The sequence below is a fragment of the Streptomyces sp. NBC_00075 genome (genome assembly GCF_045041225.1).
GTDB lineage: Bacteria > Actinomycetota > Actinomycetes > Streptomycetales > Streptomycetaceae > Streptomyces > Streptomyces adonidis.
This window is the reverse complement of the sequence record NZ_CP108243.1, coordinates 11,483,459-11,506,527: the sequence shown is the minus strand read 5'-3', so window position 1 is coordinate 11,506,527 and position 23,069 is coordinate 11,483,459. Positions and strand designations below refer to the sequence as shown.

Sequence of the window (23,069 nt, the reverse complement as noted above, 5' to 3'; positions counted from 1 at the left end):
GTGTGGTCCGTGCGGGTCAGGCCCGCTGGTGCAGCTTCCCGGGCCGCAGCAGGGCCCGCATGACGACGATCCACGCGATCATCAGGGCGGTCTCCAGAAGTCCTACGACGGCGGCAGCGGGCAACGACGCCTGCTGGGCGTAGTTGAAGGAGAGGATGGACAGCAGCATGGTGTCCGGCGTGTAGAGCAGGATCGCGGTGTTGATCTCGCGGACCGTGAAGAGGAAGACCATGATGACGGCGGCCGATATCGACGGCCGCATCAGTGGCAGGAGGACGGTGTACACCATGCGTGCCTGGCTCGCCCCGCACATCCTCGACGCCTCCTCCAGGGACTTGTCGATCTGGGCGAACCCGTTGCCGGTGACGCGGGTCGCGTGCGGCAGGTAGGACGCCACATAGGCCAGCACCATGATGGTGAGCGAGCCGTACAGCGGCGTGCCGAGGTACATCGCGAACACGCCGGTGGCGAAGACGATGCCGGTAACTGCCAGGGGTGACATGGCGACGGCGTTCAGCAGACCGGAGCCCCTGTGCCGGACGCGTTCGGTGACGTACGAGGTCAGGATGCCCACGGCCACGGCACCGACGGCCGTAGCCACCGCCACCGTCACCGTGTTGGCCAGCGCGTCCTTCAGCTCGGGTGCGCCCAGCACCTCTCTGACGACCTGGGTGGTCAGATGGATCTCGTCCAGGTTGGACGAGGTGCTGAAGGCACGCAGGGAGAGCGCGGCGTAGGGCAGGACCGTGGTGACGAGGGAGTAGAGAACCAGAAGAAGGATCACCGCGTACTTGGCCCGGCCCAGCGAAATGCGCTTCCTGTTCTGCGACTTGCCCGTGACGGTGACGAACTTCGAGGACTGGCGCAGGCCCCGCTGGTACAGCCACAGCCCGATGACGCTGAGCAGCACCAGCATCGTGCCCAGGGCGGCGGCGAGCGCGTAGTCGCTCGGGTAGCCGTTCGTGGCGCGGTAGATCGTCACGGCCAGGGGGTGGAAGGACATCTTGGCCCCCAGCAGTGCCGGCACGGAGAACATTCCGGTGGCGCTGATGGTGACGAACATGACCGACGAGAGCGTGGCGTGCCGGACGGCCGGCAGCGAGATGCGCAGGGCTGTCTGGACAGTGCCCCGGCCGTTCATGTGCGAGGCCTCCTCCAGGCTCGCGTCCATGTTCTGGAGGCTGCCGGACACCAGCAGATAGCCGTACGGCACGTAGTGCAGCGCCAGGATGACGACCAGCCACTGGAACGTCATCACGTCGATCGACACCCAGCCCGGCAGACCGATGTCACGCGCGAGCTGGTTGAGCAGTCCGGTGCGCGGGGCGCCGAGTTCCAGGAACGCCAGGGCCCCGATGAACGGCGACAGGAAGAGCGGCGCGATCACGACGAGTTCGAAGAACCGTCGCAGGGGTACGTCGGTGCGCGCCAGGATCCAGGCCAGCGCGCCGCCCAGCACGGTGGCGAGGATCCCGCACGCCAGCGACATGGCCATGGTCTCGGCGAGGACCCGCCAGATCCGCGGAGATCCGTACGAGTCGGCCAGGGCGTGGAGGGTGAAGGTGGACAAGGGGTTTCGGGGGTCCTCCGTGACGGCGCGGACGAACACCAGCGCCGTCGGGAGGAACACCAGGCCGGCCAGGAGCAGGACGACGAGGATCAGGAGACCCCGGGGCCCCCACCGCGCCCTGAGCGCCTCCCTGGTCGGGCGGGGCGGGGAGATCTCCTCCCGGGTCAGCGTGGCCATGTGTCACCGCATCCCATCCTCGGAACCTCCTGATCCGTGATCGCGCCGCGGTCAGTCCCCGATCCGCACCCTGCCCACCGCCCCGTCGATCTCCACCTGTGTGTCGTACTCCGCGGACAACCGCTGGTAACGCTCCAGTACGCGGGCGCCGTTGGCCTGGTCCGCGATGAGCGGGCGGCCCTCCGTCAGGGGGTGCTCGGTCGACTTGCCGGTGCCCCGGGTGATCTTCGCCTCCTTGGAGACCTCACGGCCGAGTTCCACCGGGTGGAGCGTGACGCCGGTGACCCGGCCGTCGGTGAGGCGCACGTCGAGGACGGCCGAACTCCACCATGTGGGGGACGGTGTGTCGAGGCCCGGGTGCAGGGGGTGGACATCCGGGGTGAGCGTGGGCAGGGCGTCCACGTCGTGGCCCCAGGTCTCGTAACTGTCGTACGGGACGCGCTCCAGGAACTCCGACTGGGCGAAGAAGTTGCCCAGACCGTAGAAGATGGGTTTGCCGCGGTAGATCTCGATGCCGAGCGTCTTGTGCCAGCCGTGGCCGACGAAGATGTCCGCGCCGGCCTCGATCGCACGGTGGGCGAACTCCCTGACGAACCGCGGCGGTCGGTCGCCGCGCGGTCCCTCGGAGATGTTGAAGTGGTGGGCGACCATGACCAGATCGGCCATCGCCGCCGCCGACCGGATCGACCGCAGGTTGCCCTCCAGGTCTCCCTGGTGGCACTCGGTGTGGATCCCGAACTCGTCCCCCTCGCGGAAGACCATCTCCCCGGCGGCCGACTGACCACCCGGCAGGTTGTACTGGAACTCGCCGGCGGTGAGCATCCGGCCCGTCCTGCCCGGCTTGCAGTCCTTGCTGGTCCGCAGCACGTTGAGCCGGTCCGCCGCGGACCTCAGGTGCCGGGCGGCATCCGACGGCACCACGTAGGTCGTCGTCACGCGAAGGGGGTTGATGCCCGGGCGGCCCGCCATGGTCTCCTTGGGCACGCCCGCCCACTCGTGCGGCCGGTTGCCGGAGGTGGCCGAGATCAGGGCCATCCGGCCCCTCGGGGTCTCGACGAAGGCCGGAGCCCGCGCGGCGTCCAGGTCCTGTCCCGTGCCTGCGGACGCGAGTCCCGCGCCCCTGAGCGCCGCACGCGTCGAGAGCAGGGCTCGTTCCCCGAAGTCCAGACTGTGGTTGTTCGCCGTCGACATGACGTCCACGCCCAGCCAGCGCAGATCCCGTGCGATGCCGGGATCCGCCAGCATGTAGCTTCCGAACCAGTCACCGCGGGCCGGATACACGTCCGAGGAATTCCCGAAGTTCATCTCCAGGTGCGCGTATCCGACGTCGGCGGCACCGAACAGCCCACGAATTTCCTCGAATTCACCCTCACGATGAATAGAGAACGGCCGGGTCACCATGCACTCGCCTGCGATCGCGACCGACCAGTCGCCGGTATGGGGCATATGACCTGCACTTCCCTTCGAAATGCCGGACGCAGCCGCACACAGGGGCGCGGCGACTCCTTCTGCCATCACGTTCCGCCAGGCTAGGCCGGTGCGGTTTCCCCGCAGAAGTCCACAGTTGCTACTCCCCCCATCAACAACGGTTATCAGTCGCCCGCAGGGAATCCCGTCACGCGTATTGCTCCCAACATTGCCGGACGGCTACGTTCTCGGCGCTCGCACGATCTATCCGCACAGGCTCCCTCCACCAGGGCTGCCTCTCACCGCAGTTCACCGTTCCCGATCACAGAGTCAGGAGCTGGGAACCATGATCAGAACGAAGTCGTCCGGCCGAACCGCCATCGCACTGGCCGCAGTGGGCGTGCTCGGCCTGGGACTGCTGTCCCCCGTCGCCGCCGACGCCCTGGGAGCCTCGGCGGATCCCCCCGCATCCGCTCGCACCTCTTCACTGGTGGTGCGGACGGATGCGGGCAGAGTCCGTGGCGAGAGCCGCACCGGCTACGACGAGTGGCTCGGCATCCCGTACGCCGCCGACGCGTCCGGGCGCAACCGGTGGAAGTCCCCGCAGCCCGTGGCCAAGTGGTCCGGCGTACGCAATGCCACCGCCTTCGGCAACCGGTGCGCGCAGAACACCGGTTGGGACCCCGGCTACGAGAAGACCGTCACCAGCGAGGACTGCCTCGCCCTCAACGTGTACGTCCCCGACAACGCCGAGGCCGAGGCACCTGTCGTGGTGTGGATCCACGGCGGCGGCAACACCGGGGGCGCCGGCCAGGACACCGACCCGCGCAGGTTCGTCCAGCAGACCGGCGCGATCGTCGTCACCGTCAACTACCGCCTCGGCGCACTCGGTTTCCTCAACCTGCCCCAGTTGCACGCCGAGAGCGGGAACGGCCCGGGCAACTACGGCCTCCTCGACCAGCAGACCGCCCTGCGCTGGGTGCACTCCAACATCGCGGGCTTCGGCGGCGACCCGAGGAACGTCACCGTCTCCGGGCAGTCCGCCGGCGCGACGGCGGTCTGCGACCACCTCACCTCACCCACCGCCAAGGGTCTGTTCACCCGCGCCGTCATCGCCAGTGGCGGCTGCAACCTACAGACGGCGGCCGCGGGACAGACGCAGAGCGCGGCCTTCGTCAGGGCCGTCGGCTGCTCCGAGGCGTCCGACGTCCTCGCCTGCCTGCGTGCCAAGCCCGCCGCCGATCTCCTGGCCGCCCAGAAGAAGGCGGGCGTCTCTCCCTCGGCGGGCGGATCGGCCTTCCCGGTGAACCCCGCGACCGCGATCAGGACCGGGAACTTCACCCGCGTTCCCGTGATGATCGGTCAGACCGACAGCGAGCGCGGTCTGTCCACCTTCCAGAACTACGACTACCTCGGCACCCCCATGACCGCCGCGCAGTACGAGCAGCAGGTGCGCTCCGCCTACGGCGCCGACGCCGACGCCGACAAGGTTCTGGCGGAGTACCCCCTCAGCGCGTACGCCACCCCGGGCGAAGCCTGGACCGCCGCCCAGAACGGCTCCACCTCCTACACCCGGCAGCAGCTGTTCACCTCGCTGTCGAGGTGGGTGCCCACCTACGCCTACGAGTTCGCCGAGAGCGACACCCCGCACTTCACGTCCATCCACCTGATCCAGCAGAAGAGCGCGGCGGCCCGTGACTTCCCCTTCGGCGGGGCCATCCACGTCGACGACCTCGGCTACATCTGGGACTACCTCGGCCAGACCCTGCCGTACGACGACGACCAGCTGGAGCTGTCCCACCAGATGATCGCCTACTGGGGCCGCTTCGCCGCCGAGGGCACCCCCAGTGGGGCGGGTACGCCGACCTGGCCGAAGTACAGCGCGGCAACGGGGAGGTTGATGTCCCTCAAGGCCTGCGACACCGACCCGTCGAGCAACCGGGCCCCGGCTGCCTGTTCCGAGGTCAGCGACGGCTTCGCAGCCGAGCACAACCTCGATTTCTGGGCGAGCCTGCCAGGCTGACGAACGATCACGACAACCCTCGGTCGGCGTCCCGGCCTCGGAGGGAGGGGGAGGCCGGTGTGCGAGGGCAGCCCGCGGAGGAGCCGGGGACGGGCAGCCGCCAACCTCGCGGGGCTGCCCGCGCCCGGCCCCACAGGACGCACGTCAGGCGGCGGCCACCGCCGTCACCGCGTACGCCACAGCGATCAGGGCCAGTACGGCGGCCGGGACGGCCCGGGGCGGCGGGTCGCCGTGGCGCAGGTGGACCACCGCCGCCGCGGTCATCAACAGGGCAAGGCCTGTCGCGGCGGCCACGCCCAGAGGCGTCCGGGTCAGCCCCAGCAGCAGACCGGCGACCCCGGCCACCTCCAGGGTGCCGACCACGCGGTAGAGGCGGATCGACATGCCGAGGTGGGCCGCCGCCCGGCGCATGAACGGCACCGCGGCCATCTTCGCCAGGCCCAGCGGGAGAAAGACCAGGGACAGGGCGACGGCGAGCAAGGTGGTCATGCGGTGGTCCTGCCCTTGCGGCGCTCGGCGCCCAGACGGGCGAAGTGGTCGATGAGGTCGGGAGCGTCCACGACGGCCGGGTTGACGACCTGTTCGACCGGGGCACCCTGGAGCAGGCGTTTGACCGGGACCTCCAGTTTCTTGCCGGTACGGGTGTGCGGGATGCCCGGGACCTCGATGATCTCGTCGGGGACATGGCGGGGTGAGGCGCCGGTCCGGATCGCCTCCTTGATCTTCTCGCGGAGGGTGTCGTCGAGGATCACTCCGGCCGCCGGGACCACGAAGAGCGGCATCCAGTAGCCGCCGTCGGGTTCCTCCGCACCGATGACCAGGGCCTCGGTGATCTCAGCGAGGCGTTCGACGACGTCGTGGATGTCGGCGCTGCCCAGGCGGACGCCGTTGCGGTTCAGGGTGCTGTCGGAGCGGCCGTGGACGATCACCGAGCCGTACGAGGTGTGGGTGATCCAGTCACCGTGCCGCCAGACACCGGGATAGGAGGAGAAGTAGGCGTCGTGGTGGCGGGTGCCGTCGGGGTCGTTCCAGAAGCACAGCGGCATCGACGGCATGGGCCGGGTGACGACCAGTTCGCCGACCTCGTCCGTGACCGGGCGGCCCTCGGCGTCGTACGCGGCGAGCGCCACGCCCAGGTGGGGTGCCGACAGCTCCCCTGCCCACACCGGGGTGTTGGGCGCGCTGCCCGCGAAGCCGGACACCACGTCCGTACCGCCGCTGATCGAGGCGAGCAGTACGCGGTCGCCCACGTTCTTGCGGACCCAGGGGTAGGCGGAGGCGGGCAGGGCGGAGCCGGTGCAGCCGACGACGCGGACGGACGACAGGTCGTGCGCGGAGGGGTCGATGCCGAACTTGGCCATGCCCAGGAGGTACTGGGGGCTGGTGCCGAAGACGGTCACGCGGTGGCGTGCGGCCAGTTCCCACAGGACGTCGAGCTTGGCGAAGGGGGCCGGGCTGCCCTCGTACGTGCAGGTCGTGGCGCCGGTCAGGAGGGTGGAGGCGACCAGGTTCCACATCATCCAGTGGGTGGTGGTGTACCAGAGGAGGCGGTCGCCGGGGCCCAGGTCGGAGTGCAGGCCGAGGGTTTTGAGGTGTTCGAGGAGGACGCCGCCGTGGCCGTGGACGATGCCCTTGGGCAGACCGGTGGTGCCGGAGGAGAACACGACCCACAGCGGGTGGTCGAACGGCACCGGCGTACAGGCGAGTTGTTCGGTGCGGGTGGCGGCGTCCTCCCAAGACACCACCAGCGAGGGGTAGTCGCGCGAGGGCCAGGGCAGGCCCACATGGTCCACCAGCAGGGTGGCCTTCAACGTCGGGAGTGCGCGGGCGAGTTCGAGGCTCGCATCGCGGCGGTCGTGGGCGGTGCCGTTGAAGAGGTAGCCGTCGGCGGCGATCAGCACGGTCGGTTCGAGCTGGGCGAAGCGGTCGGCGGCGGCCTTGGGCGCGTAGTCCTGCCCGCACACCGACCAGACGGCGCCGAGGCTCGCGGCGGCGAGGAACGCGACGATGGCGTGCGGGGTGTTGGGCAGATAGCCGACGACCCGGTCGCCTTTGCCGACGCCCAGGTCGCGCAGGGTGGCGGCGACGGAGGCGACCTGCGCGCGCAGCGCCTCCCCGGTGACCGCGTGGCCGGAGCCGGTCTCGTCGAGGGCGATGATCGCGGGCCGGCCGGCGATGAGGTTGCGCAGGGCGTGGTGGGCGTAGTTGAGGGTGGCGCCCGGGAACCAGCGGGCGCCGGGCATGGTCTCCTCGGCCAGGACCCGCTCGTACGGGGTGTCCGCGTCGATGTCGAAGTACGCCCAGACAGCGCCCCAGAAGCCTTCCAGGTCGGTGACGGACCAGCGGTGCAGGGCGGCGTAGTCGGTGCCGTCCAGTCCGGCATGGCGGGCGAAGTCCATGATGTTGCTGTCGGCGACAACCTGCGGATCGGGCGTCGTGAAGGGCTCCGGGTAGGGCCTGGTCATCGTGCGGTGCTCCTCAACAGGCTTTTCTCGACTGGGCGTCGGGCGGCGATCGGGCTTCGTGTGGTGTGCAGCAGGGACGCCCAGGCGGCGGTCGACGTGAAGTCCCGGCCGCCCGACGGGACGACATCCATCACGACACGGTCGGGCCGCAGCAGGACCGCGTCCGCGTCTCCTGCGCGCAGCCAGGCGGCGAGCGTGCCGTCGTCGCCGAGGCCGGTCACCGGGACCGCGCGCACGCCGAGGCCGTGGGCGATCGCGGTCAGCGAAGGGCCGGGTTCGGTGGCGGTCAGGACGGTGAAGGAGTCGCCGAGCACCTCGTCGAGACGGGTGCGCCGTCCGTCGACGTTCACCCACGGCTGCGGACAGTACGTGCCCGCAAGACCCCGGCGGAGACCGCGCCGCACCAGCGGCCCGGCGGTCAGGGGCCGGCTGAGGTCGCGGCCGGCCAGTTCGGTCACGCCGGGTATGCGGCAGGCCGCGGCCAGGGCTCTGCGGCGGAGTGCGGCGGCGCCGTCCTGGCCGCCGGTCATGGCCCAGCCCATGGCGACCGCGAGGCGGACCACATGCCGGGCGTGCGGCTTGCGCTCACTCTCGTACGTCGCCAACAGCCCGTCCTCCGCACCCTGTCGGAGGACTCGGGCCAGCTTCCAGGTGAGGTTGTAGGCGTCCCGTATGCCCGAGCACAGCCCTTGTCCGACGAACGGCGGGGTGAGGTGGGCGGCGTCGCCGAGCAGGAAGACCCGTCCGCTGCGCCAGCGGTCGGCGACGCGCGCCCGGAAGGTGTACTGCGTCTCGCGGACGACCTCGAAGTCCCCGTCGTACGAGGGCGGCAGCCACGGCGCGACCAGCTCGCGGACCGTCTCCCGCCCCTCCCCCAGCCGGAACTCCCAGCGGTAACGGTCCTCGCCGACGCGCATGAAGGTCGCCGGCCTGGCCGGGTCGCATACCTGGTCGACGCCCTCCCAGCAGCGGACACCGGCCGTCGTGCGGACGTCGACGACGGTCCAGCGTTCCTCGAAGCGCAGGTCCTCCCAGACACCCCCGATGGCCTCGCGGGTGAGGCTGTTGGCGCCGTCGCAGCCGAGGACCGCGTCGGCCCGCAGTTCGTGCTCGCCGTGGTCGTCACGGTAGGTCACACGGACGGGGCCCGAGGTGTCCGGGCCGACGCCGGTGACCTCCACGCCGCCGCGCAGTTCGCACTCCGGGCGTTCGGCCAGGGCGTCGCGCAGCAGGCGTTCCAGTTCGGGCTGGTCGAACATGCTGGACTGTGGGTAGCCGTGCGCACCGTGCCGGGAGCGCCGGAATTCGGCCATCACCCGGTGCCGGGGGTCCAGCAGGCGCAGCCCGTCGGCCGGGCGGGTGATCGCGGTGAACTCCTCACCGACGCCTGCGGCCTGGAGGATCCTGCATATCTCGTCGTCGGTGGCGACGGCGCGCGGGAGCGGGTAGACGTCCTGGTGGCGTTCCAGGACGACACTGCGGACTCCGCGCCGGGCCAGGAGAAGGGCGGCGGTCACGCCCACCGGCCCGGCCCCGACGATCACGACGGGCACACGTGCGGCTTCGTCGACGGTCATGTGCGGCTCACCTCGGGTGTCAGTTCGCGTCCGCGACGGGCGTACGCTGCTCGCCGAGGTCGATCCGGCCGTCCGGGGTCGCGATCGTCGCCGTGATCACGTCGCCCGGGTTCAGGTAGTGCGGGTTCTTGGCCTGGCTCTTGAAGAAGGCCTTCCACTTCAGCGCGGGCGGCAGCAGCGCGCCGATCTTCTCGACCGGCTTGGGAGGGGCCTTGAGAGCGGTGCCGCCGGGGGTGCCGGTGAGCAGGAGGTCGCCGGGGTCGAGGGTCTGGAAGCGGGCCAGCAGGGTGAGCGCCTGCGCCGGGCGGACGATCATGTCGGCGAGGGTGCGGTCCTGGCGCAGGTCGCCGTTGACGCTCAACTTCAGCCGCAGGTCCAGGAGATGGGCGAAGTCGCCCGGGTCCAGCAGCGCGAGGTGGGGCCCGGTGGGCGTGAAGGTGGGGTACGACTTGCTCTCGTAGAACTGCGTCTTCGTGAGCTGTACGTCACGGGCGCTGACGTCGTTGGTGACGACCAGTCCCGCGACGTACTCGTGCAGGTCGGACTCCGTGACGACGGCGCCGACGGGCAGGCGGGCGCCCATGACCAGGCCGAGTTCGATCTCGTAGTCGAGGAACTTCACGTGCGACGGGCGGACGATGGTGTCGCCGGGGCCGCTGACCGAGCCGGACGCCTTGCGGAAGAAGGCGGGCGGGATGTCGCCGGTGAAGCCCGAATCGCGGGCGTGGCTGCGGTAGTTGACCATCTGGGCGACCACCCGGCACGGGGTGGTGACCGGGGAGAGGGCGGCCAGGTCGGCGACGGGCGTGCCCGCCTCGCCGGAGCGAGCCGCCTCCTTCACGGCCTCCCGGTCGAGAAGCAACTCGTCGGTGGTGAGGGCCTTGGTGTCGACGCGGACGGCGTGGTCGCCGACCACCGCCCACCAGCCGTCGGCGGTGCGCAGGACGTTCGTACTCATGTCAGTGCCTTTACAAGGGGGATGTGGTCAGGAGTTCGCAGCCTTGAGCAGCCCGAACAGTCGCGCCGGGTCCATCTCGTTGTCTCCGCGCAGGGCCTCGACGACATCGCGGACACGTTGCGGGGACGGGCTCGCGCCGAGGAAGTCGCGGGTGGCGGGCGGTCCCCACTGGGCCAGACCGCTGGTCGACATCGGGGCCCAGCCCGGCTCGACGTCGCAGGAGAAGAGGTCGCCGTCGGCGAAGTGCTCCAGCATGAAGCGGTCGGGGTCGCGCCAGTAGTCGAAGAGCTGACTGCCCTGGATGTGCCGCCCGATGCCCCAACTGCGCTTGTAGCCACGCTCGTTGAGGTACTCGCCGCCCGCGGCGATCGAGTCGAGGTCGGTGACCTGGTAGGCGGAGTGGACGTACCCGGTGCCCGGTCCCAGATGCATGGCCAGGGTGTGGTGGTCGGCCGGCACGCCGCCCAGGTCGCAGCGGATGAACGCCATCGTCGGGCCACGGCCGCGCTGTCCGTCCAGGAACAGGAAGTCGGAGACGATCATCCCGAGGGTGTCCAGGTACCAGTCCAGAGCCCGGGCGAACACGCGGGTCTCCAGCACCACATGGCCCAGCCGCTGGATGCGGGACGGCTCGCGCGGCGGGCGCTGGGTGGCGTTCGTACGACGGTGATCCGTGCCGAAGTTGAGGAGCACCGGCCGCTGTTCCGGCAGCGCGGGGAGCCGTTCGGCGCAGTGCACGACCCGCACCGGGAAGCCGGAGGGGTCGAGCAGGTCGACCACCTGGCCGCCGCCGGGGACGTCGGTCTCCCGTACGGACGATCCGGTGGCGCGGGCCAGCCGGTCGAGGTCGGCCCGCCCGGCGGCACGGAAGGCCGGGCCGATGAAGCGGGATGTACGGCCGCGTCGGATCACCATGCAGGGCGAGCCCGCGAAGGTGCCGCGCAGCCACAGCTCACACTCGGTGCGCGCGGCGACGCCGAAGCCGAAGTCGCGGGCGAAGATCTCGGCGCGGTCCAGGTCGGGCTTCTCGAACTCCAGCCAGGCCAGGTCCGCCACCTTGATCACGGGATTCCGGGACCGGCCCGGATGCTCGCCGCGCAGGGCGCCCTGCTCGCTGTGGAGGTCCTGATGGGCCGTCCTGAGGTCGGCCCCGTTGACACGGTTTTCAGACATGGTGCCCTCCGAGCAACATTGCCGTAATGAGGAAATCATCAACTGTGACAGTTCCGTCGTCAAGGCGTTCGCGGTAGGAAATGATGAATTCATCAGGACTGCGATCGCCATCGTCCCGATGGTTAGACTCTGCGCATGTCTACGTCAGCCCCGCCCAGCAACCGGTTCGAGCGGCGTCGCGCAGAGACCCGCAGGGCTCTTGTGCGAGCGGCCCGGCAGATACTCGCCGAGAGCGGTGACACGAGCGCCAGCATCCAGGCGATCGCCGAGCGCGCGGACGTCGGCTTCGGCTCCTTCTACAACCATTTCGACTCCAAGACGGAGCTGTTCGAGGCGGCGGTGGTGGACGCCCTGGAGGAGTTCGGCCAGAGCTTCGACGAGCGCCTGGCCGGGATCGACGACCCGGCGGAGCTCGTCGCGGCCGGCTTCCGGCTCAGCGCCCGTATGTCCGACTCCCATCCGGAGCTGATGCAGGTCCTGCGCCGCCGCGGCCTCGGGCACATCCACTCGGACAACGGACTGGCCAGTCGGGCGCTGCGCGATCTCCAGGCAGGCATCGCCTCCGGCCGTTTCACCGTCCTCGACCCGGTGGTCGCCCTGTCCGCGCTGGGCGGCACCCTGTTGTCCCTGGTGGAGCTGCGTTTCGCCCGCCCCGAGGTGGACGGCGACGAGGCCGCGAAGAACCTCGCCGAGATGGTTCTGCGCATGCTGGGCCTGCCGCCGGACGATGCCCACGAGGTCGCCCGGCGCCCCCTCCCCGACCTCGACCGACCGCCCTCCTCCTAGGCACTCGACGACGAGTCCGGGCGGAAGGTGACCGAGCGGCCGGTGAAGCGGGCGTCGATCCCGCCCTCGGTGGTGGTGACCGACCGTAGTTGGAGCCCCTGAGGGATGTTCCGCAGTGGGACGGGCTCGTCCAGGGCCTTGTCGAGCAGAGACTTCAGCGGAGGAATCAGCTCGCCCCGCTCGGCGCGGACGTCCGTGAAGGCGATGCGGTTGCCGGTCTCCGCCGAGACGGCGGCGCTCACGGTCACGTCGCCGACGAGCGGCAGACTGGCCGTCGCATTGATCCGACCCGACTCGTCGCCCCGCGACACCTCCACGCCGAGCACGTTCGACACGTCCGCGTACGACAGATAGGCGGTCGCCCGAACACTGCGGGCGTGCGCTTCGTCGGCGCTTCCCGAGGTTTTGAGCCCGTCCAGCCCGACAGTCAGCCTCGTCACCGACAGGGGCCGGGTCGTGCCGTTCGCGGGGATGTCGTGGGCGGTGAGGTCGACGTGGTCCAGGCGTCCCTCGGCCAGCTGGGTCAGCACGGGAAACCCGCTGACGTGCACCGACGGCCGGTCGGCGGTTCCCATGCCGTCCTGGAAGGCCTGGCCCGTACGGCTCTCCGCGCGGGCCGCGGCGATCCGGTCGACCGCGACGGCACCGATCAGCAATACCACCAGGGACGCGGCGGCGATGATCATGCGCCGCCCGGTCCGGGTCGGGGGGCTGATATACACGGAACCGTCGCCGTAGTAGGGCTCGCCGACGTACTCCTCGTCGCGCTGGGACTGGTACATGGTTCTCCCTCTTCGGGTGGTGCTTCGGGAAGTGCGCCTACGCGCCGACGCCCTCGGGTCGGACGAGCTCGCGGACACGGGTGGCGGCGTGGTCGGCGTTCACGCCCATCGCGATCAGTGCGGCGGCCGTGGTGCCCGTGCCGTCGTCACTCCAGACCCCACCGTTCACGCAGTCCAGCAGCCCCAGCAGCTGTCCCTCCAACCCCCGGGCCAGCACGGCCGGCGGAACACTGGTCTGGAAGACACCCTGCCGCTGCCCCCGGTCGATGACCGCCTCCGCCATGTGGCGTGCGGGGGCGAGGAGTTCGGCGACTCGTTCGGCCCCGAGGTCCTGGGGGGCGAGGCGAAGCAGGATTCGGTAGCGGTCACCGACGGGCCATACGGCGAGGACGAAGCACGCCAACTCCGTGACGGCATCCGCCGCGGGGGCCCGCGGGGCCGCGAGCGCCTGCCGCAGCGCCTGCGCGGCCTCCTCCACCAGCCCCTCCACGAGTGCGGCCCTGCCGTTGAAGTGGCCGTAGACCGTACGGCGCACCACACCCGCCGCCTCGGCGATGTCGCTGAGGCTGCTGTCGGGGTCGCGACCCAGTTCCTGCCTGGCTGCTTCGAGGATGCGGGCCCGGGTGAGCAGGGTTCGGCTGCGTTCCGGGGTGGCTGTGACGGGTGTGCGGGCCATGTCGGACCTCCGTTCGACGGGGAGGGCAGCTCGATAGTTGCACACCAGCGAGCAATAAACTAGCCTGCACATCCATGGGCAATTAACTGCTCACTCCGCTTCCCCCTGCCGAGGAGCCTGACGATGCCGCTCTTTGCGAACACACCCGTCGAGAAGATGACCGAGCCCTATCCACGCCGCTGGTGGGCCCTGCTGGTCCTGTGCCTGAGCCTGCTGATCGTCGTCATGGCGAACACGTCGCTGATCGTGGCCGCCCCCGACATGACGAAGGACCTGGGCCTGTCGAGCAGTGACCTCCAGTGGGTCATCGACGGCTACACCGTCCCGTACGCCGCGCTGATGCTCGTGCTCGGCGCGATCGGCGACAAGTACAGCCGCCGCGGCGCCCTGGTCCTGGGCCTGCTGATCTTCATCGGCGGTTCGGTGATGGGCGGCCTGGTCGACGAGACCAACCTGGTCATCGTCGCTCGCGCGATCATGGGCGTCGGCGCCGCCGTCGTGATGCCGGCCACGCTCTCGCTGCTGGTCGCGATCTTCCCGAGGGCCGAGCGCGCCAAGGCGATCACCGCCTGGTCCGCGACCTCCGGTCTCGCCATCGCCGCCGGCCCGCTGGCCGCCGGGTGGCTCCTGGAGGACCACGCCTGGGGCTCCACGTTCCTGATGAACGTGCCCATCGCCGTCCTCGGCGTCGTCGGCACGCTGCTGCTGGTCCCGCCGTCCAAGGCTGCGGGCATGGGCCGTATCGACTACATCGGCGGTCTGCTGTCGATCATCTCGGTCGGCTCCCTGGTCTACGCGACCATCGAGGGCCCGCACTTCGGCTGGGGCGTCGGCCCGATCACCGCGGCCGTGGCCGCCGGCGTGGGTCTCCTGGCCTTCGTCGCCTGGGAGTTGAAGCACGCGAACCCGATGCTGAACGTGCGCAAGTTCACCGAGCGCCCCTTCAGCGGCTCGATGCTCGCGGTGCTGTTCTTCTTCTTCGGAACCTTCGGCTCGATCTACTACTCCACCCAGTTCCTCCAGTTCGTCCTCGGCTACGACGCCCTGGAGACCGGCATCCGCCTGCTGCCGCTCGCCGGAGCCGTCTTCGCCGGAGCCGCGGTCACCGGCAGGCTCGCCCCGAGGCTCGGCGTGAAGCTGGTCGTGGGCACCGGAATGGTGATCGGCACGGCGGGCGTCTTCCTGCTCACGCAGATCGGGTCGGGCTCGGCCTACACCGCCTTCCTGGCTCCCCTGCTGCTGCTCGGCTTCGCGATCGGCCTGAGTCTCGCCCCGGCCACCGACACCATCATGGGCTCCTTCCCGGAGGACGAGCTGGGCGTCGGCGGCGGCGCCAACGACACCGCGCTGGAACTCGGCGCCTCACTGGGCATCGCCATCCTCGGCTCGCTGCTGGCCACGTCCTACAAGGACAAGCTGACCGGCATGATCGGCGGCCGGCTCCCGGCCGAGGCCATGGACACCGCCAAGGACTCCGTCGGCGGCGGCATCGCGGTCGCCGAGCAGGTCGCCAAGAACCCCCAGGGCGGCGCCGAGCAGGCCCAGACCCTGCTGGGGGCGGTGCACGAGTCCTTCGCCCACGCCATCGCCCACACCAGCCTCATCGGCGGCATCATCATGGCCGCCGGGACGCTGATCGTCATCGCCGTCCTGCCCGGCCGGGGGCACACCACCAAGCACGGTGAGGAAGAAGCGGCGCAGACGACCGAGGAGCAGACCGAGACCGTGGGCGCCTGAGCCCCGTACACCGGAGGCCGGAACCCCGATTCCGGGCCTCCTCCACCCCCAGGACGGGCCGTGCCTTGAGCGGCGCACGGCCCCGGGCGGTGCCGGGAGGGGACACCCGGCACCCCCCTTTTTTTTGTTGTCCGCACCCGGGACACCGGCACGACCACCGAAGACACATCGGACGGTGCACGGCGGGCCGTCACCTACGCGAGCACGCCTGGTCCGGCTCCGGCAAGTCCGGTCCGCTGAAGTTCACTGCGCTTCTCCCAAGCGGGGTCTTTTCGAAGGTCGGGGTGAGCGACCGTTTCGCGGCTCAGCCGACAGGGACGTCCTGTGCCGCGGCCACGTCGTCGACCACGATCCGCGCCCGCTGCTCCGGCACACCGGCCGCGACGAGTGTGGTGACGGCGACCCGGGTGCCGTCGTCCTGCAACGCCCCGGTGTTGACCTCTTGCAGCAGGGCGACCGTCATCGCTTCAAGACCGGCGCTCAGCACCGGGGCCGGCAGGTGGGAGTGGAAGACTCCGTCCCGCTGTCCCCGTTCCACGATGGCCGTGACCCTGACCCGGGCAGGCTCCAGGATCCCGGCGACACGGTCCATGCCGAGGTCCCGCCGGGCCAGCGCCAGGAGCATCCGGTACCGATCGCCCACGGGCCAGAGCGACAACGAGAAGTGTGCGAGCGCCCGATCGGCGGGCTCCGTCGCCCCCGCGCCGACCGCCACGGCGGCCTGGAGCGCCTCGGCGGCCTCTTCGGCCAGCGCGTCCAGGAGCGCCGCCCGGCCGGGAAAGTGCCCGAACAGAGTGCGCCGTACGACACCGGAGGCGCGGGCCAGCTCCTCCAGGGTGATGTCGGGGTTCCGCCCGAGCTCCTGGCGCGCGGTCGCCAGGATGCGCGCCCGGTTGGACCGCGCGTTGCTTCGCTGCGGCACACGACCGACGGGCTGGGACACGAGAGGAACCTCGAAGAAACCGGAACGGAGAACGGACTTCTCCATTCTGGCACGCGGGTCCCGACCGGCCACGGCCGCGTACGGGGCCGGTCGGGTCCCGGTCAGGCGGCCAGCGGGTGCGCCGCTGCGCCAGCGTGGCGGCCAGCCGTTCGCGTTCGGCCTCGGTGCGGGCGTTGTCGTGCGGCCACTTGTCGACGTCGTCCGCCGCCTGTACCGAACGTGAGTGGGGCTTCTCAAGCCGGTCAGCGACCTGTGGGGTCCTAACGCCCCTCACCCGAAGGCCTGTTGGGCCGACGAAACAGGTCCCCGGGCGACTCGGCGCGGCCCGGTCCCTCGCGGTTGCCCGGCCATGCGTGGATCATGAGGTCTCTCGGCAGAAGGAGGCCCATGTCCCACAGCTCGGGCAGACCCGTTCCGGTGTGGCGTCGGCTGACGCCGGGGCTCGGCGTGCTTCTCGGCTATCAGCGCGCCTGGCTGCGCGGCGATCTGCTGGCCGGGGTGACGGTGGCCGCGTATCTCGTGCCGCAGGTGATGGCGTACGCGGGGGTGGCCGGGCTGCCGCCGGTCGCCGGGCTGTGGGCGATTCTGCCCGCGCTCGCCCTGTACGCGGTGCTCGGTTCCTCGCGGCTGCTGTCGGTCGGGCCCGAGTCCACGACCGCGCTGATGACGGCGACCGTGGTCGGTCCGCTGGCCGCGGGAGACCCGGAGCGGTACGCCGTACTGGCCGCCACCCTCGCGGTCACGGTCGGGCTGCTGTGCGTCGTGGCCTGGGCGGTACGGCTCGGCTTCGTCGCGGACCTGCTCTCCCGGCCGGTGCTGGTCGGCTATCTGGCGGGCGTGGCACTGATCATGATCGTGGACCAGCTGCCGAAGCTCACCGGGGTCAGCACCACGGGCTCGGCGTTCTTCCCCCAACTGTGGTCCTTCGTACGGCATCTGTCGCAGATCCATCTGCCCACGCTGCTGTTCGCCGTGCTCCTGCTCGCCTTCCTCCTCGCCGTGGCCCGCTTCCTCCCCGCCGTCCCCGGTCCCCTGCTGGCCGTGGTCCTCGCGACGACGGCCGTGGCCGTTCTCGACCTCGACGACCGCCACGGGATCAAGGTGATCGGCGACGTCCCAGCGGGGCTGCCCGGCCTGGCGGCGCCGGACCTGACGGAGCTGCCGCACCTGGTGCTGCCCGCCCTCGGCGTGCTCCTGGTCGGCTACACGGACTTCATCCTCACCGCGCGCGCCTTCGCCGACCGTACCGACGACGGCCCCGGGCTCGACGCCAACCAGGAACTGCTCGCCCTGGGCGCGGCCAACCTCGGTGCCGGGGCGGTGCAGGGTTTCCCGGTCAGCAGCAGCGCCAGCCGCACCGCGCTCGCCTCCTCGGCGGGCGCCCGCTCCCCCGCGTACTCACTGGTCGCCGCCGCTGCCGTCCTGGCCGTCCTCCTCTTCCTCAGCCCCCTGCTGTCCCGGACCCCGTCGGTCGTCCTGGGCGCGCTCGTCGTCTACGCGGCCCTCCGCATGATCGACCTGGCGGGCTTCCAGCGGCTGGCGTCCTTCCGGCGCCGGGAGCTGCTGCTCGCGCTCGGCTGTCTGGCGGGCGTACTGGCCCTGGACATCCTGTACGGGGTGCTGGTCGCCGTCGGTCTGTCCGTGGCCGAGCTGCTGACCCGGGTCGCGCGCCCGCACGACGCGATCGAGGGGGTCGTCCCGGGGGTGGCCGGCATGCACGACGTGGACGACTATCCGCAGGCCCGTACGATCCCCGGTCTGCTGGTCTACCGCTACGACTCGCCCCTCTTCTTCGCCAACGCGGAGAACTTCCGCCGCCGGGCCATGGCCGCCGTCGACGAACAGGACGACCCGGTCCGCTGGTTCGTCCTCAACGCCGAGGCCAATGTGGAGGTCGACATCACCGCCCTGGACGCCGTCGACGAGCTGCGCCAGGAACTGACGGGCCGGGGCATCGTCTTCGCCCTGGCCCGCGTCAAACAGGATCTGCGGGACGACCTGGACGCGTACGGCCTGACGGAGTCCGTCGGCACCGGCCTCCTCTTCCCCACCCTGCCGACCGCGGTGGCCGCGTACCGGAAGTGGCAGCGCGCTCAGTAGGCCGCGCTCCTGCCAGACGTGCGGAGCGGGGGCCACGTCATGGGAAGCGCACGGTGACGGTGAGGCCGCCCTGCCGGCCCGGTTCGGCCGTTGCCCTGGTTCCGTGGGCCTCCGCGATGGAACGGACGAGGGACAGGCCGAGCCCGTGACCCGTGGTGCCGATGCGGTCCTGAGTGAGGCGGCGGAACGGCTCGAACAGGTCCGGGACCCGGTCGGCCGGCACGGTGGGCCCGGTGTTGGTCACGGTCAGCGTGCGGTCTTCGAGCCGTACGCGTACCCGGCCACCGGGGTGGTTGTACTGGATCGCGTTGCGGACGAGGTTGGTCAGGAGGTGGCGCAGCAGTACGGGATCGCCGAGGACGGTCAGCGGCCGGTCCGCCGTCACCGCCACGTCCACCTGCTCTTCCTCGGCCTGCGGGGCGAGTTCGGCCGCCACGAGCATCGCCGCGGCCGACAGGTTCACTGTCTCGGTCTCCTCCAGGCCGCGGTCGCTGCGGGCGAGCAGCAGCAGCGCGGTGATCAGCTGCTCGGCCTCGCGGTTGGTGTCGAGCAGGTCCTCGCGTACTTCGGCGAGGCCCTCGGGGAGCGGATCGGCGAGGCCGACCTCCAGGCTCGTGCGCTGGGCCGCGAGGGGTGTCCTGAGTTCGTGGGAGGCGTTGGCCACGAAACGCCGTTGGCTCTCGAAGGACCTCTCCAGCCGGTCGAGCATGGTGTCGAAGGTGTCGGCGAGACGGTGGAGTTCGTCGTCCGGGCCGGTGAGCGCCAGCCTCTGGTGCAGGTTCTGCTCACTGATCCGACGGGTGGCCTCCGTCATCGCGGCGACCGGCCTCAGCGCCCGCCCGGCCAGCCACCAGCCGAGCAGTCCGGCCAGCAGCGCCATGAAGAGCAGTCCGACGGCCGACCAGAGGACCATCTGTCTCAGGGCGGTGTCCTGCACGGCCTGTACGGTCTGGTCGATCTGCCGGATCAGGGCGAAGTCGTCTCCGGTCGCGTCCAGCGACGGGCGGGTGCCGTCGGGGTCCGTGGCGCGCGCGTACCCACTGGGGAACCCGCCGACTGTCGGCGCGTCGCCCTTCGTGATCGCGATGCCCTTGACCTGTTGGGCCGTCCCGTAGCGTGCGAGCAGCACCACGAAGGCCAGCAGCGCCGCGCCCGTCAGCAGGAAGAGCGTGCAGAAGGCCGCGGCCAGCCGGGCACGGAACGGCATGCCCCGCAGCAGCGTCCGCGGGTTCAGTCGCACAGCCGGTATCCCTGTCCCTTGTCCGCGGTGATGAGGTCGGGGTCGCCGAGTTTGCGGCGCAGCCTGCTGATGACGGCCCGTACGGCGCTGGTGCGCGGGTCGAGGTTCTCGTCCCAGACGGTGCGTACGAGTTCGTCGTGCGGGACCGCAGCCCCCTGTGCCTCCATCAGCAGTTGCAGGACCGCGAACTCCTTGGGGGTCAGGTCCAGCGGCCGGCCGTCCGCGGACACCGCGCGCCGTGCCCGGTCCAGGGTGATGCCCTCGTGTCGTAGCGCGACCGGTGGCGACTTGGGGACGCGACGGCTCAACGCCCGTACGCGGGCGACCAGTTCGGCGAAGTCGAACGGCTTGGCCAGGTAGTCGTCGGCCCCGAGAGCCGTGAGCCCGTAGACCTTGTCCGTGATCTCGCCGGCCGCGGTCAGCATCAGGATCCGTGGCGGGTCGGTGAGTTCGCGCAGTCGTCGGCACACCTCGTCGCCGGTCATGACCGGCAGGTCCCGGTCGAGGATCAGCACGTCGTAGTCGGTCAGCAGGCACATCCGCTCGGCCTCGTCGCCGGAGGCGGCGACATCGACGGCCATCGTCTGCCGGCGCAGACCGGTGGCGATCGTACGGGCGAGAACGCGATGGTCCTCGGCTACCAGAACTCTCATGATCCCCATGAAACCCGGCACGGCATTGCAGCGGGATAAGGACAGCATCATGAGGACAGCGTCCTTATCCCGGTGCAACGCGCTTATCCCGTTGCGCGGGTCGCCCTGATTCTGTCCTGGCCATGAACTTCGTCAAGCGTGCCGGGCAGAGTCTGCGGGCCAGGAAAGCCAGAACCGTCGTCCTGCTGGCGATCTGCGTCGTCATCTGCACGCTGCTGCTGGGCGGCTTCCTGCTGCAAGGCGCCACCGCCCGCCAGGAGGCGGACGCGCGGCGGACGATCGGCGTCGATGTGACGGTGAGCGGCAAGGGCCTCACTTCGGCGGTGGCCGACCGGCTCGGCTCGTCCCCGCAGGTGCACCGGTACACCCCGTGGCTCCCGCTCGACGCCGAGGGCCTCGGTGTCGAGCCGCTGCGGTCCGGCGCCCCGGAGGAGGGCGACGGAAGCACCGGAGCGCGGACACAGCCGTCCCTGGCGCTGATCGGCGTACGGGACTCGGGGCTGCTGCTGCGCTTCTCGTACGGCTCGAACAGGATCACGGCGGGGCGCGGGATCACCCCTGGGGACGCCGGTCGGGCGGTCGCCCTGGTCGAGCGGCGGCTGGCCGAGAAGAACGGCATCGAGGTCGGCGACACCCTGCGCGCCCGGTCCGCCGACGGAAGCCGCACCGTGCCGCTCGAAGTCGTCGGGATCTACCGGGACTCGACGCCGGACCCCTCGACGTGGACGCCGCCGCACCTGCTGCCCGGCAACGCGCTCTACGTTCCCGTCGGCGCTGTGCGGCAGTTGAGCCCCGGCGCGTCGGACCTCACCGAGGCGGTCTTCAGGATCGGCTCCCCGGAACAGGCCGAGCGGCTGCACGCCGAGACCCGGCGGCTGCTCGGTGCCGGGGCGTTCGACTTCCGCGTCAATGACAAGGCGTACCGGGACCAGGTCCGCCCGATCCAGCGGGTCGCGGCCTTCGCCGGGCTGATCGTCCGGGTCGTCGCCGTGGCCGGTGCGCTGATTCTCGGGCTGGTGGTGATGCTCCAGATCCGCAATCGCCGCGACGAGCTGGGAATCCTGCTGTCGCTGGGCGAGAAGAAGTGGAAGCTCATCGGCCAGCACACCGTGGAAGTGGCCGCCGTCGCCCTGCCCGCCGTGGCCGTCGCCGCCCTCGCCGGTCAGCTCGCCGTCCGGCAGGCGGGCGACGCGCTGCTCGCCCCCTCCGCGAGGTCCGGGTCCCCGGACGCACCGGCCGCCGACCGGCCCGAGCTGCGCGTGGAGCCCTCCGACGTCGGCAACGTCGCCGGCATCGGTCTCGGGATCTCCCTCGTCTCGACCGTCGTCCCCGGCCTGGGGATCCTCCGTCTCCACCCCCGCTCCATCCTCGTCTCCGACGAATGAGCCCCCACAGAAAGCCGATCCACATGAACTTCGTCAAACGCGCGGCCTTCAGCCTGTGGTCCCGCAAGGGCAGAACCCTGATCACCCTGTGCACCTTCCTCGTCATCTCCGTGATGGTGCTGGCCGGAGTGCTGATCAGGGACGCGACCGCCGAGGCCAGAACCGAGGCCGAGCGCTCCGTGGGCGCCGAGGTCAGCCTGGAGATGGACCTCAACGGTCTGAGCGCGGGCGGTGGTCTCGTCGCCCCGCAGATCGATGCCACGACGGTGGACGAACTGGGCGCCTCCCCGCTGGTCCAGAAGTACAACTACTCCATGTTCGACCGGGGCGTCGTTAAGGCGGGCGCCGAACTGGTCACCGAAGGTGTGGACTCATCGACCTCGTACATGGGGCCCGATGGCACCCCGACCATCGGGATCCTCGACTCCGCGCTGCTCCCCGACTTCCGCAGCGGCAATTTCACGCTCCTGTCCGGTGCCCATCTCACCGCCGCCGACAAGGACAAGCACCTGCTGCTGATCGAGGAGCGGCTGGCCCGGAAGAACGGCCTCAAGACCGGCGACAGCATCGCCCTGGGCGCCAACGAAGGCAAGGCCACGGCGGAGTTCACCGTGGCGGGCATCTTCCGGGACCCGCGGCCCAGTTCAGAGCCCGAGCCGGAGCACCTCGTCAACCCGGCCAACATGCTGTACGCGTCCGTGGGCGGCTTCGCCGGGCTCAACTCCACTGCGGACGGGGGCGTACAGGTCAGGCAGGCGACCTTCCTCCTCCAAGACGCCGACGACCTGGGGAAGTTCAAGGAGGAGGCCGAGCGGATCGCGGGTTCGGCGCTCGACGGATTCACCCTGGACGCCAACGACAAGGCGATCCGGCAGATGACGGGCCCTCTGGACAGCATCAGTTCCACCGCCGCCGTCGCGATGTGGCTGATCGGCGTCGCGGGCGCCGCCGTCCTCGTCCTCCTCGTCAATCTGGCGGTCAAACAGCGCCGCAAGGAGTACGGCGTACTGCTGGCCATGGGCGAGAAGAAGTGGAAGCTCATCGCCCAGCAGGCGCTGGAGATCGTCGCGGTCGCGGCCCTCGCCGTCGGTCTGAGCGGCATGTTCACGCAGAGCCTGACCCAGAGCGCCGGCCAGTCGCTGCTCGGCCAGGAGGCCGCCGAGGCCCGGGACAGGCTCGACTCCTGGCAGCCCCCGGCTCCCGGCAGCACCGGCCTCGACCAGGGCATCGACCCGGACGACAAGCCGGTGGAGAACGCCGACCCCATCGACAGGATCGACGTACGCCTCGCCCCGGCGGACCTCGCCACCGTGGGCGGTGTCGGTCTCGGCATCGGCCTGCTGGCTACCGCCGTCCCGGCCGCCTCCGTCCTGCGGTCCAGCCCCCGGACCATCCTCGCGAAGGGCAAGTGACAGCC

At 70.6% G+C, this 23,069-nt stretch carries 18 protein-coding genes; 6 read left to right on the top strand and 12 right to left on the bottom strand.

All coding sequences use genetic code 11. The features are described from left to right. Positions 1-16: 16 nt before the first annotated feature. Together OG787_RS50640 and OG787_RS50635 are read right to left on the bottom strand one after the other, a co-directional pair. Complete coding sequence (locus tag OG787_RS50640; protein ID WP_405540228.1) at positions 17-1,747, bottom strand: ABC transporter permease; 1,731 nt, start codon at positions 1,745-1,747, stop codon at positions 17-19. 51 nt (positions 1,748-1,798) lie between these two features. Further along, positions 1,799-3,193, bottom strand: coding sequence for a CapA family protein (locus tag OG787_RS50635; protein WP_405540227.1), 1,395 nt, complete (start codon positions 3,191-3,193; stop codon positions 1,799-1,801). A 307-nt stretch (positions 3,194-3,500) separates the two neighbouring features. Between OG787_RS50635 and OG787_RS50630 the strand changes: the two genes are divergently transcribed. Next, a complete protein-coding gene (locus OG787_RS50630) occupies positions 3,501-5,177 on the top strand; it encodes a carboxylesterase/lipase family protein (protein WP_405540226.1) in 1,677 nt (558 codons plus the stop codon). A gap of 144 nt (positions 5,178-5,321) precedes the next feature. On the opposite strand, the gene OG787_RS50625 is transcribed toward OG787_RS50630, so the two are convergent. The 5 genes from OG787_RS50625 to OG787_RS50605 are packed head-to-tail and all read right to left on the bottom strand — an operon-like array spanning position 5,322 to position 11,350. Beyond that, positions 5,322-5,666: a DoxX family protein gene (locus OG787_RS50625; protein WP_405540225.1), complete on the bottom strand. Its 345-nt coding sequence runs from the start codon at positions 5,664-5,666 to the stop codon at positions 5,322-5,324. Continuing rightward, the gene (locus tag OG787_RS50620; RefSeq protein ID WP_405540224.1) at positions 5,663-7,642 is read right to left on the bottom strand and encodes an acetoacetate--CoA ligase; all 1,980 of its coding nucleotides are present in this window, start codon (positions 7,640-7,642) and stop codon (positions 5,663-5,665) included. Before OG787_RS50620 ends, OG787_RS50625 begins: the two co-directional genes overlap by 4 nt. After that, positions 7,639-9,219 carry a bifunctional 3-(3-hydroxy-phenyl)propionate/3-hydroxycinnamic acid hydroxylase gene (locus OG787_RS50615; RefSeq protein WP_405540222.1) on the bottom strand — a complete coding sequence of 527 codons (1,581 nt, stop codon included), beginning with the start codon at positions 9,217-9,219 and terminating at the stop codon, positions 7,639-7,641. Before OG787_RS50615 ends, OG787_RS50620 begins: the two co-directional genes overlap by 4 nt. A 19-nt stretch (positions 9,220-9,238) precedes the next feature. Beyond that, on the bottom strand, positions 9,239-10,177 hold the full coding sequence (locus OG787_RS50610; protein ID WP_405540221.1) for a fumarylacetoacetate hydrolase family protein: 939 nt from the start codon (positions 10,175-10,177) through the stop codon (positions 9,239-9,241). A 27-nt stretch (positions 10,178-10,204) separates the two neighbouring features. Then, complete coding sequence (locus tag OG787_RS50605) at positions 10,205-11,350, bottom strand: VOC family protein (RefSeq protein ID WP_405540220.1); 1,146 nt, start codon at positions 11,348-11,350, stop codon at positions 10,205-10,207. 135 nt (positions 11,351-11,485) lie between these two features. Here OG787_RS50605 and OG787_RS50600 point away from each other — a divergent pair, with 135 nt between their 5' ends. Then, positions 11,486-12,136, top strand: a complete 651-nt coding sequence (locus tag OG787_RS50600) for a TetR/AcrR family transcriptional regulator (protein ID WP_405540219.1) — start codon at positions 11,486-11,488, stop codon at positions 12,134-12,136. On the opposite strand, the gene OG787_RS50595 is transcribed toward OG787_RS50600, so the two are convergent. Both OG787_RS50595 and OG787_RS50590 read right to left on the bottom strand, forming a co-directional pair. Further along, positions 12,133-12,918: a DUF2993 domain-containing protein gene (locus tag OG787_RS50595; RefSeq protein WP_405540217.1), complete on the bottom strand. Its 786-nt coding sequence runs from the start codon at positions 12,916-12,918 to the stop codon at positions 12,133-12,135. The two genes, OG787_RS50600 and OG787_RS50595, sit on opposite strands and share 4 nt — an antisense overlap. Positions 12,919-12,955: 37 nt before the next feature. Beyond that, positions 12,956-13,594: a TetR/AcrR family transcriptional regulator gene (locus OG787_RS50590; protein ID WP_405540216.1), complete on the bottom strand. Its 639-nt coding sequence runs from the start codon at positions 13,592-13,594 to the stop codon at positions 12,956-12,958. A 123-nt stretch (positions 13,595-13,717) separates the two neighbouring features. Between OG787_RS50590 and OG787_RS50585 the strand changes: the two genes are divergently transcribed. Further along, positions 13,718-15,331, top strand: a complete 1,614-nt coding sequence (locus tag OG787_RS50585; protein WP_405540215.1) for an MFS transporter — start codon at positions 13,718-13,720, stop codon at positions 15,329-15,331. Positions 15,332-15,635: 304 nt separating this feature from the next. Here the strand turns inward: OG787_RS50585 and OG787_RS50580 are convergent, their stop codons facing one another. Further along, positions 15,636-16,274 carry a TetR/AcrR family transcriptional regulator gene (locus OG787_RS50580; RefSeq protein ID WP_405540214.1) on the bottom strand — a complete coding sequence of 213 codons (639 nt, stop codon included), beginning with the start codon at positions 16,272-16,274 and terminating at the stop codon, positions 15,636-15,638. A gap of 387 nt (positions 16,275-16,661) precedes the next feature. On the opposite strand from OG787_RS50580, the gene OG787_RS50575 reads away from it, so the two are divergent. Then, positions 16,662-18,374: a SulP family inorganic anion transporter gene (locus OG787_RS50575; protein ID WP_405540212.1), complete on the top strand. Its 1,713-nt coding sequence runs from the start codon at positions 16,662-16,664 to the stop codon at positions 18,372-18,374. A gap of 37 nt (positions 18,375-18,411) precedes the next feature. Here OG787_RS50575 and OG787_RS50570 read toward each other — a convergent pair whose 3' ends face one another. Both OG787_RS50570 and OG787_RS50565 read right to left on the bottom strand, forming a co-directional pair. Beyond that, positions 18,412-19,614 carry a sensor histidine kinase gene (locus OG787_RS50570; protein WP_405540211.1) on the bottom strand — a complete coding sequence of 401 codons (1,203 nt, stop codon included), beginning with the start codon at positions 19,612-19,614 and terminating at the stop codon, positions 18,412-18,414. After that, positions 19,605-20,267 (bottom strand): response regulator transcription factor, encoded by a 663-nt coding sequence (locus OG787_RS50565; RefSeq protein WP_405540210.1) that lies wholly within the window; start codon positions 20,265-20,267, stop codon positions 19,605-19,607. The genes OG787_RS50570 and OG787_RS50565 overlap by 10 nt, the downstream gene beginning before the upstream one ends. A gap of 122 nt (positions 20,268-20,389) precedes the next feature. Between OG787_RS50565 and OG787_RS50560 the strand changes: the two genes are divergently transcribed. Together OG787_RS50560 and OG787_RS50555 are read left to right on the top strand one after the other, a co-directional pair. Next, complete coding sequence (locus OG787_RS50560; protein ID WP_405540209.1) at positions 20,390-21,652, top strand: FtsX-like permease family protein; 1,263 nt, start codon at positions 20,390-20,392, stop codon at positions 21,650-21,652. Further along, positions 21,649-23,064, top strand: a complete 1,416-nt coding sequence (locus OG787_RS50555; RefSeq protein WP_405540207.1) for an FtsX-like permease family protein — start codon at positions 21,649-21,651, stop codon at positions 23,062-23,064. The genes OG787_RS50560 and OG787_RS50555 overlap by 4 nt, the downstream gene beginning before the upstream one ends. Positions 23,065-23,069 lie beyond the last annotated feature (5 nt).